Genomic DNA, 13,886 nt, shown 5'->3' on the forward strand with positions numbered 1-13,886 from the left:
CGAGCCTTATTTGCTCAAGGAGATACCCCATGAAGCGTACTGCTCTTGCTGGCGTGTTCATCACCGCCGCAATGTTGGCCTCGCCTGTTTTTGCTGCCGGCGAGCCGGACCTGTGCAAAATCAACCTGGACAAAATCAACAACGGCCAAGCCCTGCTCGCCACCGACACCAGTGGCAAAAAGGGCGAAATAGACACCGCCGTGTCCCAGGCCAAAGCCGCGCACGCCGCTGGCGATGACAAAAAATGCATCGAGATCACCTCCAAGGCCCTGCAAGATCTGCAGAACAGCGAGAAAGGTGGCCAATAAGCGCTGCTGATACGCAGGGCCAACCTTCGGGTTGGCCTTCCGTGACGGTTTGGCGTACACTGCACAGGCTTGTCACTCACTAAGAAACAACGAGTTACAAGCACGGGGCCGTTTAGGATTCGACGCCGGTCGCGAAACTTTAGGTGCATGCCGAGTTGGTAACAGAACTCGTAAATCCACTGTTGCAACTTCTTATAGTTGCCAATGACGAAAACTACGGCCAGGAATTCGCTCTCGCTGCGTAAGCAGCCTTAGCCCTGAGCTTCTGGTACCTTCGGGTCCAGCAATCACCAGGGGATGTCTGTAAACCCAAAGTGATTGTCATATAGAACAGAATCGCCGTGCAGTACGTTGTGGACGAAGCGGCTAAAACTTACACAACTCGCCCAAAGCACCCTGCCCTTCGGGTCGCTGAGGGTTAACTTAATAGAAACGGCTACGCATGTAGTACCGACAGCGGAGTACTGGCGGACGGGGGTTCAAATCCCCCCGGCTCCACCACTTCATCATCTAAAGACGTCCACGGACGTCTTTTTTTGTGCCTGAAATCCAGCGAATACGGGGGTTTCAGGGCCATCAGCGTCCAAAGACGTCCGATACAATCTACAACCATTGGTATTCCACATGGTATTCCAAGCCCTTCAGTGGTAATTTTTGGAATACCGAACGATGTCGTGGAATACCTCATGTGCGCCCAAGCCACCCGCCTCTCTGATCGTCAGCTCAAAGCTATCAAGCCGAAAGATAAAGATTACGTCCTCAGCGATGGCGATGGCCTTCAATTGCGAGTGAGAATCAATGGCTCTACGCTATGGAACTTCAACTACCGTCATCCGGTAACGAAGAATCGTATCAACATGGGACTCGGCACCTACCCAGAGCTCTCTCTCGCGCAAGCAAGAAAGAAAACGGTCGAAGCCAGAGAACTGCTTGCACAAGCCATCGACCCGAAAGAGCAACGCAATGCGTTCACGCAAACAAAAAAAGCAGCAACTGAGCACACGTTCGAGAACGTAGCTGCTACTTGGTTTGAGCTAAAGCAGGATGTCGTTACACCGGCCTATGCCGAAGACATATGGCGCTCTCTCATCCTGCACGTATTTCCAAAGCTCGGAACTACACCCCTCTCGCAAATCACTGCGCCAATGGTCATCGAATTGCTCCGCCCCTTGGAAGCGAAAGGCAGCTTGGAGACAGTGAAGCGACTGACTCAAAGGCTCAATGAAATCATGATCTATGGCGTGAACTCGGGAGTGATCTTCGCCAATCCTCTCAGCGGCATCCGGGGCGTTTTCAAGAAACCGAAAAAACAGAACATGGCGGCTCTTCGACCAGAAGAACTGCCAGAACTGATGATTGCAATCGCCAACGCGAGCATCAAAAGGACAACCCGCTGCTTAATCGAATGGCAGCTTCACACCATGACGCGCCCTGCGGAAGCCGCTACAACTTGCTGGGCTGACATCGACCTCGAAAGGAAGATCTGGACGATCCCTGCGGAACGCATGAAAAAGCGACGCCCACACGCCATACCGCTGACCGAGCACGCACTTGCTCTGCTGGAGACCATAAAACCCTACAGCGGCCATCGAGAGTTTGTATTCCCTGCTGACAGAGACCCACGCACTCACTGCAACAGCCAGACAGCCAATATGGCGCTGAAGCGGATGGGTTTCGAGGGGCGCCTCGTGAGTCATGGAATGCGCTCAATGGCGAGCACCATCCTCAACGAGCAGGGCTGGGATCCTGAATTGATAGAAGTCGCACTTGCCCACGTCGATAAAGACGAGGTTCGAAGCGCCTATAACCGAGCGGACTACATCGAGCGCAGACGCCCAATGATGGCCTGGTGGAGCGACCACATTCAGGAAGCTGCTACCGGCAACCTTTCTGTGTCAGCTATCAGAGAACAACGACACTCAAAAGTCGTTTCGATACGCTGAACCAAAGGCAGCTATCAGCCAGCAGTAGCTCTTCATGACAGCCTGCAGTCTGCCAATTGCAGACCGTGGATGTGTCTGGAAAACCGAGGTCGATTTATTGTCCTGCGCACTACTCGGCGGCAGAGGATTAGAAGTCGATGGTCCGCCGTGTCAGGTCGAGTACCACTATATCTACACCTCCATGCTGGAATGCCTTGCACCGTTGCTCCAGCATGTCCTTCATGACTGATGGCGAGCTGGGTCTTGCAGTCTTGCCCCCTGGGCTGGTGAGGATATGTTTGCGATTCGCCTGCCTGCCAAACCACAACACCAGATAGATACCCTTGCCTCTTGCCCGATTATCTCGCGTGTATAACCTGTCCAGTTGATCGTCAGCTGCGGACCATACGGACTGGTGCCATTGGCCCTTCACTTCGATACTGATGCGAGGTTTACCGGCGAAACAGGCGATATCGGCTTCCTTGTTGTCGGCAAGATGAGCCTCTGGTTCGTAGTCGACGAGGGGCGAGCCTTGTCGCAGCAAGGAAATTAGCAAGTCCCGGCAGTGTTCCTCACGACGAGGTGTGCGCTGGTCGTCACAATAGAAGCCTCGCCAAGAATCCACGTCATCGCTACAGATCTTTTCTTGGACGTTATGCAGTTCGTCCAGCACGAACGCTTTCAGAGCAATCTCGTCACTGGGGGCTGTGTCATTTGCGAGTGCTTTCAGCTCCCCTATTGTCGCGGGCTCGGACGATGCGTCGAATACGCGTCGTCGCTGGTTTGCTCGCGCATCGAGCAGTAGTTCCGTATAACTGTTGCGTCGTTTATCGCAGAGTGTTTGCAGTGCTTGCAGAGCTTCAGGCGTGTTGAGGTTTCCTAGGGCGTCGATGAGATGAACCAGGCAGTCGGATGGGTTGTTGTCAAAAAAACCTATATCAAGGTCACCTTGCTGAAGTCTGCGCAGAGGACAAGACGAGCGGAAGCGATTGATGACCCAGGCCATTGCCTGGGGTTGCAGTTTTATCGTGTGGCCGCCCAATGCACCGAAATGCCCGACGACCAGTTCGCGAACTTCCAACAATAGGTGCCTGTCCGGTCTCTTCTGTTCGAGGCGCTCGCGGGTCTCGTCAAAACTGACCACCAAACCCACCGAGTCCCAGATCTGGCCATGTTCCTTTGTGGCCAGCGTTCGGGAGCGCGCAAGTGAGCGCAGGGCCTCGTGCTCGTCGGCGTTGAGCAGCATCCTGACCAGCTCCCTTTCAGTATGGTCTGGGAGCGAGGCAAATTGCTCAAGCCAGGTGCGCGCTAGACCAGCGGCGAAAAACCCTGCTTCTTCGTCGTGCCGAAGCTCGCTCAGCCCTTCGTAAGCAGTGCTGCTATGCAAGTTGGGCTCGCAGCGCAGCCTTAGTGCTTCCTGCCAGAGCTCGCGTGACTTGAGCTCTGATTTCAGGGCCGTCTGCAAAGTGAAATGGTCGCATGTGAAGAGGTAGTGCACGGCGAGGAAGCCGGCCAACAGCACACGCTCGTCAAGATCCTTGAAGCCTCTCCCGTCTTTTTGTCGTGCGGAGAGTGCCGCAGCGATGATGAAGGGAGAAAGCCCTTCTTGCTCCCCAGCCCCTTTGGGGGTCAGGTACCACTGCTGATGCGCAAAAAAATGTGCTATCTCGGTGATTGAGAGGCTATCCGGTATCTGCTGGAGGTAGGCTTCGAACCCTAGTTGGAACAACTGAGCCAGATCTTGCCCCAGCCAGCTCGCAAAGTGTTCGGTATCGCAAGTGTCGAATCGAAAGGCTTTTGAGCTGCCCAAGTAGACTTGTGCGAACTCGATGAGGCTGGTGAAATCCCCCTTGAGGATCGACTCGGTTTTTCCTTGGTAGGCCCTTCGCAAGTCTGACAGCTTTCGCTGTTGCTCGAATGCGTGTTGTTGTCTGCATTCCTCTGCGAGAGAACTGTTTTCTCCGTCAGAGGGGTAAAGTTTCAATTGTGCCAGCCACACCAGTCGATCGTCTTGTCCCACTGCGAAGACATGAGCCGCTTCCCGCAATGCGGCACCTTGATCCTCGGTATGATGTATTAGACTGACAATTTCTCGCCAGCGTTGGTCGTCAAGATCCTGTGGGTCGAGCGAATTTAGCAGGACAATGGCATCCTCTTCCGAGCATCCTAGATAGTGCGAGGCTCTGAGTAAGTCCTGATCCCTTTGCATCAAACTTGCGTCTCCAACGTTTTCGAGCAGCACCCATTTCTGCAGGCGGCGGCGCAATACACTATCGTCCCGCAAGTGATGGTGAGTCTCCTCGGCCATGAGGGGGAAAGCACCGCGAAGGGCAGAAAAATGCAGCCAACTCCAAAGTTCACTGATATCAGGCAATTCTTTTTTCAGGTACCGCCCGATCAGTTGCATCACCAAGTCCGCCAAGTCGCTTTTCTGTTGATCTGGGCTGACGGGTTCCGGTGAACTCATGCTGGTAGTGAGCACGTTCAGGAATAAAGCCATACGCTCGGTAGGAAAGTGCGTTATGACGTGGTCGTATTTCGATTTGCCCATATCACCGATACGGAATGGGTGGTGCTCGCAACAAATCACACACTCTGCAATTGCGGTGTCCGGAAAACTGTAGCCGTGCAGACCGATTAGATTAAGGGCGAGTTGGCTGGCGTCGTTTGAACCATAGCTGCGTAGTAAGACCAACAGCGCTGTCGCTTGTTCTGGCGCTTGCTGCAAGCACAGTGCTTCCAACGCTGCCCGCCGCAATGCGAACGCTTCCCTTTGGTCAACTACTAGCGATCGAAGGATGGTTTCCAGTTGATTGACGACAGGGCTTCCCTGAATGGACTCAAGCAGCAGCAAGCGAAGTTGGAAGGGCATGCCCTTGGCACGCAGGATCGCCATGAACTCGGTTTTGACTCCGGGCTTGATCACCTCCCTCAAGCTTATCTGATGGTAGGTAGGCAGAAAGCCAGGATTATTGGTAGCCAGCCCTCGTAGCGCACGCAAGAGCATCGATGCTTGCTCTTCGCTGAGTTGCCCGATATCACCGTACTCAATGATACCCATCGGGTCCGTAGCAATCACCTCGGGTGCGAGATGAGTGTCCAGAGCCAGCCAAGCATGGAGGCCGCGCAGATGATTGGGGACCATTCCTTGTCGATGGAGCAGGGCCAGCAGTCTGCGCCGCTTGCGACGTGAATCAGCACAACAAATGATCCACTGCGCGGCGAGGTATTCGCCAAGGCTGCGATGAGCATACCTAAAGCGGTCTGTGCCAACGGCCTCGAACAGGCGGGTTGCTAGTGCATGGGGCAGATGACCCGCGTCCGGCAGTTCCCTGACTTCGGCCAATGGCAGATCGGTAGTCGATTCAGCCGAGCGGCAAAGAGCTTCGTGGCCGCCGATGATCAATGCGGCGCAGGCGGCGCCAGCGGCGCGGCGGCGCAGGTCTAGGCTCGGACCGTCAGCAGACTTGACCTCGTTGCGCTCCTTAAGAAGTTGCCGAGTGGCGAATTCGAATAGTTCCGTGCGACTTTGCGGTAGCTGCCCCGCCTTGGCGCTTTCCACCAATAGTTCCAGTGTGTAAGGGTTACCCAACCAATTGTTCAGGCCGCGTGCGCGCAGGCCTTCGATAAGATCCGATACTAATTCTTCTCGCAGCTCACTATTCAGGGCACGCAGGATCTCCTCGTCGTTCAGTGCGCTCAAATGCAGTTGTACAGGCTTTTGCACATACTTCGACTCCACGGCCCTGATGCCAGCGGCGCCAAACCAGTCAGCCACTCGGCAGGAGAGCAGAAACGGTGGGTGGCCTTTCTCACCGAGCCTGTCGAGTACCCGCTCAAGGGCTTCTACGGGTGAGTTGGCCGTCAACTCATCTAGGGCATCGATCACCAGGACCTGGTCGGCGCAGATGTCTGGCATCCCGCGTGGCGGGTGCAGGAGTTGATGCGCGGTCACGAACCGGTAGCCCTGCTGCATGGCAACCCGCTCAAGCAGCGTGGTTTTGCCCATCCCAGCTTCACCCAAAATGATCAAAGGCTGGGCGCGGATACTGAAGTTGATGTGGAGTTCAGTATGCGCTAAATCGATCCTTTCTCTGTTTTCACGATACCAGAGTGTCCTTGGTAGAAAGTGTTCCATGGGCAGTTCTACTATCTCGCGTGAAAGGGCTACGCTAATACTACTAGCTGAAAGTGCGGACGTGATGTAGCAATCCTCACTATGTAGATTGGCTTGATGTATCCAAGCCTCTAGGGCCAGCCGCGCTTGCTCTGTAATCTCAAACTGTACGGGCCGTTGGGTTTGCTGCTGTATCACTATTGCTCGCGATGACACGTGCTCCCATGAGCAACGTCGCGTACGCGAAGCTGGGTCAGATCGCAGGCTCGTAGCTTGCTGTCGATGGCCAGATCGAAGAGAGCTAGATCACGAGTTTCCTCTGCGATTTGAAGCCTAACCCAAATGGCCCAGATATCTTTCAGTCGGAGCGGGGCTTTCTGTCCGACCAATTTTCCTCTCTCCAAGGCTGATGGCTGCCGGTCGTAATGGTTTTCATGGCTTGTCCTCCATGTGAGGGAGGACAAGGATGGTCAGCTGGACCCAGAGGCGCTAACCGATCCATAGCTGCCGGTGGCTAAGAGCAGCAATCGACCAAAAGTGGGCAGTCCGTCTGATCCTGCGGCGAACGCTCAAGCGTCGGCTACCCTACAAAATCGCCGGATGCAGTATTTCGGCTTCTAAACCGAAGCTGGCTCAACGGAAAGAAAGGTTGCTATGTAACTGCCTTTTGTCACAAAGCGCACTTACAGTTTGAACGGCAGCATTCACTACCGTCGGCCGTAGTACACGTTGCCCGGCAAACATGTCAGAGGTCCGCAGAGCCACCATCAGGCCTGCGGGGCCTCGATCGCTTCGTCAAGATTGATGACGGTCTCAAGCATGCGCCGAACGATAACTGCATCGAACTCTTCCGCACGATCACCTTCATGGGTCCCTTTGTTCAGGCAGTTCCACTCGACTTTGTGCTTATCGCGGTATCCAAGTATCTCGCCCAGGTGCGGCACGGCCTCCTGGAAAACGGCCACGTCCTTCCCGCCGAGGAACTTGTGGAGCCCCGTCGCCAAGCTCATAAGGTCAGGGTCTCCCGGCCCCCTCATCCCAACACTGATCTGCGCATGCAAATTCTTACTTGCAATCTTCTTCCAGAGACGGTTGAGCTCTTCTTCGAAGGCCTTCCTGATGTAACTCAGGGAGTCGCGAATACGCCCCTCTTCGTAGCTGCGGGTCGCCACAGTGAGGTAGTGCCGGGGCGAGTCGAGCTTCACGGTGATCTTCTTGGCGGCGAACGGTACGAGGAAGTCGATTCGGGTCACCGTTTCCCTGTACTTTTTCATCGGCACGGCGTTCTCAAGGCGCTTCACGAAATCCTCACCGTGGGTCGTGACGATGAGTTGCCTCTTGCCGACCTCTTCTGGATTCAATATGAGGTCGATGATCGCGCCCCGATGCTCATCGTCGATCGAGTTCACGATATCGTCGAATATCAGGAACGGGAGGCGGTCTCTGGTGATCTTCGCCAACAGGATCGCGAGCCCGAGGCACCGAATGTGACCTTCGCTTAGTACTTGGAGCGCGTCGCACTTGTCCCCGTTCTCGAACTCAATCTCTATCCTCTCCCCGGCGGCAGTCGGCAACTTCAGGGAGTTGAGCCTGTCGGAAGGGTGGTCGTTCTTGTTGATCTCGTTGTAGAACTTGAGGGTCTTCTCGTTGAGATCCGCTGCCAAGGCCAAGGGCAGTCCGGCGTTGTAGGCCAGGAGTTTCTGGCGGAGCGAGTCGTAAGAGATGCTGTATCTCCAGCTTCTCGCGACCCCTGGTTTCTCGGCTTCCGCCTCCCTGATGAGATCTTCGTTCTCTTGGTTGAACTTCTCGATAGCCTGCGTCGCCTCCTTCTCGCTCTTCGCGTTCGCAGCGACGAGGGTCGAGATGGCCACGATTTCCTCGAGGTCCTTGTTGATCGCGAGGATATCGTCCTCGAGCTTCTTGATCGCGGCTTTGGATTGTTCGACCTTTCCGTTATGGGTGGCGGTCGCGTCCTTCAGCTCCTGTAGGAGCTCGCGCATTTCCGGCACGGCTCGGAGGAAGGTCTCGATGCCCGCCGCGTCCTTAGCGTTAGAAGCCTCAGCGCTGAACGAGCCAACCTCGAGCGCTTTGGCGAACCCGACAGCCGTGGCGGACGCCGGAAGCCTGGCGATTGTTGAAATCAACTCCCGCCAGCCGAGATCGAGTGCCTCTCGGATTTCCTTGATCCGTTCTTCGGCCCTCAGGGCGGCGTCGAAGTACTTCAGCTTTTCCTCCGCATTGCTGTACGGATCGACCGGAACTACGAGTCGTCCGTCTCGGTAGAGTTCGGAGGCGCACGCCGGGCACTCGTTCTCAAACTTTTCGCGGTTCCCCTTGATCGCGGCGTAAAGGTCCCGAAGAGAAAGTTGGTCCTTGTACTGGTTGAGGAACGCTTCCGATTCCGCCTTCTCTTTGATTAGCCGGAGTAGTTCGTCGACGCTGGCAAGGATAACGTCTGTTCCGGGATCGGTGGCCGTTTTAAGGTTCTGCAGGCGGCCGATTTCGGTGTTGTTCTCCTTTTGCTTGCCACCATTGCCTTCGGGTCCGGTTAGGACGGTCTTGATTTCCTCGAGGTCCTTACACTCCGGATACTTCGATAGCAGCGCAGCGCCACGCGTTTCAGCGGCTTTGGCTTTTTCCGGGAGGCCTTCGAGGGTCGCCTTGTGTCCGGCGAGGACCTTCGCCCGTTCCGCGAGATCCCTCCCATTCTTTCCAACTAACTCGGCCAGGTAAGTGTCGAGGCTATCGTTGAACTGCGTTGCGAACGTGTTGAACTCTTCCAAGCCGAACAGCGCCGCCAACCGCGCCTGCTGGGCGACCGGGGTATTGGCCGCCAGTCTTGCGAATCCGTCGATCCGGTTCTTTTCGATGAAGCAGAATTCGAAACTTCGGGGGGCCGCTTTTACTTCGATTCCTTTCTCCTTCGCGGTATCTCCATAAAGGACAGGTTTCGCCGACCTCCTCGATGTGGCGTTCCTGATGTAGTCCGAGACAGGGATCCGCTTCGAATCCGCTTCGTGGATCGAGGCGAGCAATCCGTATTCGAGTGCCTCACAGAGACTCGACTTTCCCGTCCCGTTCGGTCCATAGACGAAGGTGTAAGGATTCTTAAATTCGAAAGTGTGCTTGTCGGAGAAACCACGAAAGTGCTCGACTTCCACTTTGGTTAGCCGGACGATCTCGCTTTCGTTGGCGTCCACTTCGTCGACCGCGATTTCGAGTGCCGGAGGCGATGTCTCCCCCTTGTCGACGATCAGTTTTGCCAAGACTTTCCCGCGCCGGCCTCCGGCTGACCCGACCGCCGCGATTTCGTCGAAACCGCCCAGTATCAGGTTGGCTAGTTTTTTCTCGTATTCGGATAGCGTCGGGGCCGACTTGACCAAGAAGCGTTTGAATTCGACTAGGGACTTGGACATATACGCTCGCGTAGGGGTTGTTGTCGATTATGCGGTCGGGCGCGGGATGTCGGCACGATGCCTCCATTGTATGCAAAAGCATTTTAGGGGAAAGCCGTGTTCGATGTTTTGCGGAAGACGGTGAGGCACCAATCGACGACTTTTAGCCTATAGCAGACGCGCAAGCCGATACGGTCGGCTCTCCACTTCGAACCGGGTGCTCTCGGACAAAAGCTGGGGTCTTCGTCCTCTCGACCCTGCCATTGGAGCCTAAACCGACGAACGTCCGGATTGGGTCGATTGCGGTCAGTGGTGACTGACAGCTTTCGACCCGAAGCCACCGTTCAAATAGGGCGGTAATTGGCCAGATACGGACGCTCACACTGGGCTTGCTTCTCACTGAAGGCTGATATTCGTATTCGGCAGATCCTAAACTTGAGCGAACGGCATAACCGGATGTGGATCAGTGATAGCACAATACAATCCCCCTCAACATTACAAGCATAAGGAGATGAACCTTGCACACCTTGCTCAACCGCGCCGCCTTACTCCGGGCCGAACTGCATCACCCCCCGTCTTTCAACCTGTTCACCTTACTGCGTAGTGGCTCGGATGAAGTGCGCCTGCACTCTCGCTACTTGGCCTTTTTGCTCAACCCCCAAGGCGCTCATGCGGCCGGTGGCAAACTGTTGCAACTACTGCTGGATGCATTGAATATCGAGGGTTTCGACTGCCGCGACGTCACGGTGGATGTTGAATACCGCAACGTAGACATCCTGATCCGTAACGCCAAGCAGCAAGCGATCATCATCGAAAACAAACTCTACGCTGAGGACCAAGAGGCTCAGTTATTTCGCTACCTGGAGACCCTTCAGGGCGAGGGCTACCATACCTATCCGCCGATCTACCTTACCTTGGACGGCCGCGACGCCGATACGCGCAGTTGTCTTGGCATCGACTACCAACGCATCAGCTACGCTGCCGACATCCTGCCTTGGCTGGAGCGATGCCAACCGTGGGTGATCCGCGAAGCTGCCGTGCGTGAAAGCCTGCTGCAATATATCGATCTCATCGCAAAATTGACCTTCCAAAACCATGGACATGCCTACATGAACGCAATCAAGCAGACGTTACGTCAGGGTAACAACCTGCTAGTGGTCCGGGACTTGCAGAAGGCTTACACCGAGACCTTGAAAGACCTGCAACTGGAACTCTGGCAGGCAGTTGCGCAGTGCATAGAGGTAAAATATCCCGAGCTGCCCAAACCCTTTATGGCGCCGACGGCGGCGATAATCGACCGTTACTACAGCGCGGTCAGGGATAACCGCCATTTTGGCCTTTTTTACGAGCTAGGCTCTATATCAGGCGCGGTTTACATCGAACTCGATCACCGCTTTTACTGCGGTTATTACTGCGATGCTGAATCCCACCCGCATGATTACAGTCGCCTGGATGCACTGACAGCACTGTTAGAAAACAACGGCGTGAGTAGCAACGGGTTGCTATGGCGCTACACCACTGAACTCAACATGAAAAATCCAAGCGATGAGCATTTGCTGGTACTGACTACCCCTGAAAAGAGAGCTCGCGTGGCAGAACGCATGGCTGACGATTTATACGACCTCTGGTCGAGTGTGCGTAGGTTGTACGACGTACAGGGTCTTGATTGATTGAGTCGCCCCAGATGTACTAGACAACCCGTTGGCTGATTTGGACTGCCCCCTGCACCGTAGACATCTCCAGCCTATGCTTCTGGCCAACGGCCGTCTTGGTCCTTTTCAGCCGGTCACTAAAGGCAGAAAACGACCGAGGCCGTGTAAAAACGTTTTCGAGTACGTCAGGTACTCACCACTGGACTGGAAATCGCGCTTCTACTCGAAACCCACATCTGCTGACGTGCCGATACGTTTCAGATTTAACGTAGACGCGCACACTTCAATTTTGGCGAAGCGTTTTTACACACTCAGGGCCAGAAGCGGTCATCGCGACGATGCAGTACGATGCATGCCTACCGGTAGATCATTAGGGCTAACCCATGCAGTTTCATAGTTTCGTGTTCGGGCATATCTAGGTTGAGATTCACAGCCGTGCATACGATCTGCATAACTTCTACCAAGCCAGCGCTATCAGTTACGACATCTTGGATCGGTCGGTTGTAGTTGTCTAATCTGATGGCGATCAATGTATGAGATGATACTGATGCCTGAGTGGAATGCTAGACCCGCGGGATAAACGCTTAAGCTCATCAAGCTAGGAGAAACCGGATGTCTCTACTAATTTCTAAGGAGTGAAAAATGGTCTCAAACGTTGCAAGACTTTTTCGTGCACATTCAACAAGATACCTACCTAGTGCAACTGGAATAATCCCCAATCCAAACCTTCAAAGAGCAAGGAGACCAAGAGATATGCCTCTGGCGATCCACCAAGCTCTTAACGAGTGGTTCGTGGATCGCTTCGGTGTTGGTTATCGCGAAAGGGCGCTTTTCTGCACGGGTGACGCGTTGATCGCGTCAGGCTACCTAACGAGTTCATCATCACGCATTTTGATTGAGCCTATTGGCGACTATTCGGTTTGCTATAGCGCGATGTGTAAGGATCTTTTTGCGCATTACCAGTTTTATTGGAGCGCACCAGGTACCACTGTCCAGAAGATTCGAAACGACATGGACTCGCTTGGCTTTATTCATCGTGATAATGGTGGCTTGGAGGAGGCCGCAAGTAGCGGGTGTGAGGTTATGCTCGTGGCAGAGCATTTCCGCTATAGCATATGCTAGCTATATTAGGGGCGCAAAATGGATTCTGCTGAAGCCAAAGTTTTTTCAGATTCGCTTTTGAAAGGTGGACCTCTTGCTGGTTGGGAACTTTTACGATATCTGTCTCATGGAAAGTCGGCCGTTGTTATGGAGGCTAGACGGGAAGATTTGAACGCAGTTATAAAGGTATTTCACCCAGGTTTAATTGACCACTATGGCCGTGACGCACAAATAATCAGAATAGATCGAGAGCGGTCGCTCATAGATAAGCAACACGAAAATATCGTTCGTGTACTGGATGCTGGGAGTTGCGAGGAGACAGGGCAGCTATTTGTAGCGATGGATATAGCTGCAGGTCGCCCGCTTTCCGATGTACTTAATTTAATTCCACGCTCTAAAATCGGTGTGCTAATTGAACAGTTGGCCCGTGCCGCGATTCAACTTGAAAATTGGGGCTTCACGCATCGTGATATCAAACCGAGCAACATTCACGTGAGTGACGACTTCTCGTCGTTGATTTTGCTCGATTTCGGAGTCATGAAACCGCATGGTGACGATTCCGCTACGATTGTTCAAGCCTCAAAAGCGTTCATTGGTACCCACCAATATAGTCCGCCCGAGATGATTCATGGCCGTGAAGAGAATACTTTGGATGGTTGGCGAGCTATAACCTTCTATCAAATTGGTGCTGTTTTACATGATATGATCGCCCGCAAACCTATTTTTGACGATGCAACTTCGAGACATGCTGATCTTGTTGTTGCTATTGATAATAAACCGGTTGTTGTAGTAGGCGAGGAGGTTGACCCTCATCTCTGTAACCTTGCGACTCGATGTCTTCTAAAAAAACCAATTGAGAGACTGGAGTTGGTCCACTGGGACGACTTCATGTTCTCGGATCAAGGGCAGCACAAGCCTACGCTTAACTCAAGAAAGGAGGTTCTCCAGCGGAAGCTTAAACTCGGTGATTTTTTGGGTCGGGTTAATGTTATCCATAACTCTGAAAATCAGCGTTTGAATAAAGTCCGGTTGTCGACAATTGTAAAGCATGCCAAAACGCAATTTGATATCGCGCTTGTTGAGCTCAGTGGTGTCATGCCGACGAGGCTTACAGATCTTAATGGATTAGTCTATCCGAACCCTGCCGTTACTTATACTTTCAGTCCTGCGCCGAACTTAGGTCTTGATTTGCCATTTCGAATTCAAGTGGCTGTCGCACTTCACGAAGATAGAAAAACTATCGATGTGTATACTAGGGCCTCGAAAAGGCTTGCTGATACAGAGGTTGGCTGGACTCATCTTGGACCTACTATGGAGAGCCTGGAAAACTTCTCAGATGTATTTCAGGAATGGATTATCACTATAATTGAAGAGCTAATTAGTCAATAGAC

The 13,886-nt window shown here is 53.7% G+C and carries 7 protein-coding genes, 1 other RNA gene and 1 pseudogene; 6 read left to right on the forward strand and 3 right to left on the reverse strand.

The window, feature by feature from the left end; all coding sequences use genetic code 11:
- Positions 1–29: 29 nt before the first annotated feature.
- The 3 genes from HU759_RS26040 (at position 30) to HU759_RS26050 (ending at position 2,251) form a co-directional block, all read left to right on the forward strand.
- A complete protein-coding gene (locus HU759_RS26040) occupies positions 30–308 on the forward strand; it encodes a hypothetical protein (RefSeq protein WP_170038165.1) in 279 nt (92 codons plus the stop codon).
- A 104-nt stretch (positions 309–412) separates the two neighbouring features.
- Positions 413–809: a transfer-messenger RNA gene (gene ssrA, locus HU759_RS26045) on the forward strand.
- 185 nt (positions 810–994) lie between these two features.
- Positions 995–2,251: an integrase domain-containing protein gene (locus HU759_RS26050; protein ID WP_154847209.1), complete on the forward strand. Its 1,257-nt coding sequence runs from the start codon at positions 995–997 to the stop codon at positions 2,249–2,251.
- A 127-nt stretch (positions 2,252–2,378) separates the two neighbouring features.
- On the opposite strand, the gene HU759_RS26055 is transcribed toward HU759_RS26050, so the two are convergent.
- From HU759_RS26055 to HU759_RS26065, 3 genes and pseudogenes are all read right to left on the reverse strand, one after another.
- Entirely contained in the window at positions 2,379–6,368 is a 3,990-nt protein-coding gene (locus tag HU759_RS26055; protein WP_186617137.1) for a hypothetical protein, read from the reverse strand.
- A 69-nt stretch (positions 6,369–6,437) separates the two neighbouring features.
- Positions 6,438–6,783: pseudogene (locus HU759_RS26060) on the reverse strand (integrase); the annotation flags it as partial.
- A 331-nt stretch (positions 6,784–7,114) separates the two neighbouring features.
- The gene (locus HU759_RS26065; RefSeq protein WP_154847208.1) at positions 7,115–9,763 is read right to left on the reverse strand and encodes an AAA family ATPase; all 2,649 of its coding nucleotides are present in this window, start codon (positions 9,761–9,763) and stop codon (positions 7,115–7,117) included.
- A gap of 497 nt (positions 9,764–10,260) precedes the next feature.
- Between HU759_RS26065 and HU759_RS26070 the strand changes: the two genes are divergently transcribed.
- The 3 genes from HU759_RS26070 (at position 10,261) to HU759_RS26080 (ending at position 13,884) form a co-directional block, all read left to right on the forward strand.
- The gene (locus HU759_RS26070; RefSeq protein WP_154847207.1) at positions 10,261–11,412 is read left to right on the forward strand and encodes a PD-(D/E)XK nuclease family protein; all 1,152 of its coding nucleotides are present in this window, start codon (positions 10,261–10,263) and stop codon (positions 11,410–11,412) included.
- 735 nt (positions 11,413–12,147) lie between these two features.
- A complete protein-coding gene (locus tag HU759_RS26075; RefSeq protein ID WP_122425038.1) occupies positions 12,148–12,516 on the forward strand; it encodes a hypothetical protein in 369 nt (122 codons plus the stop codon).
- An 18-nt stretch (positions 12,517–12,534) separates the two neighbouring features.
- Positions 12,535–13,884 carry a protein kinase gene (locus HU759_RS26080; protein ID WP_186617074.1) on the forward strand — a complete coding sequence of 450 codons (1,350 nt, stop codon included), beginning with the start codon at positions 12,535–12,537 and terminating at the stop codon, positions 13,882–13,884.
- Positions 13,885–13,886: the final 2 nt, after the last annotated feature.

Source organism: Pseudomonas sp. OE 28.3 (assembly GCF_014268205.2).
In the GTDB taxonomy this organism is placed as follows: Bacteria; Pseudomonadota; Gammaproteobacteria; order Pseudomonadales; family Pseudomonadaceae; genus Aquipseudomonas; species Aquipseudomonas edaphica.

Bases quoted from the DNA above. Each gene is read 5' to 3' on its own strand.
- HU759_RS26065 (WP_154847208.1), bottom strand. From the start codon at position 9,763: ATGTCCAAGTCCCTAGTCGAATTCAAACGCTTCTTGGTCAAGTCGGCC.
- HU759_RS26075 (WP_122425038.1), top strand. From the start codon at position 12,148: ATGCCTCTGGCGATCCACCAAGCTCTTAACGAGTGGTTCGTGGATCGC.
- HU759_RS26050 (WP_154847209.1), top strand. From the start codon at position 995: ATGTGCGCCCAAGCCACCCGCCTCTCTGATCGTCAGCTCAAAGCTATC.
- HU759_RS26055 (WP_186617137.1), bottom strand. From the start codon at position 6,368: ATGGAACACTTTCTACCAAGGACACTCTGGTATCGTGAAAACAGAGAA.
- HU759_RS26040 (WP_170038165.1), top strand. From the start codon at position 30: ATGAAGCGTACTGCTCTTGCTGGCGTGTTCATCACCGCCGCAATGTTG.
- HU759_RS26080 (WP_186617074.1), top strand. From the start codon at position 12,535: ATGGATTCTGCTGAAGCCAAAGTTTTTTCAGATTCGCTTTTGAAAGGT.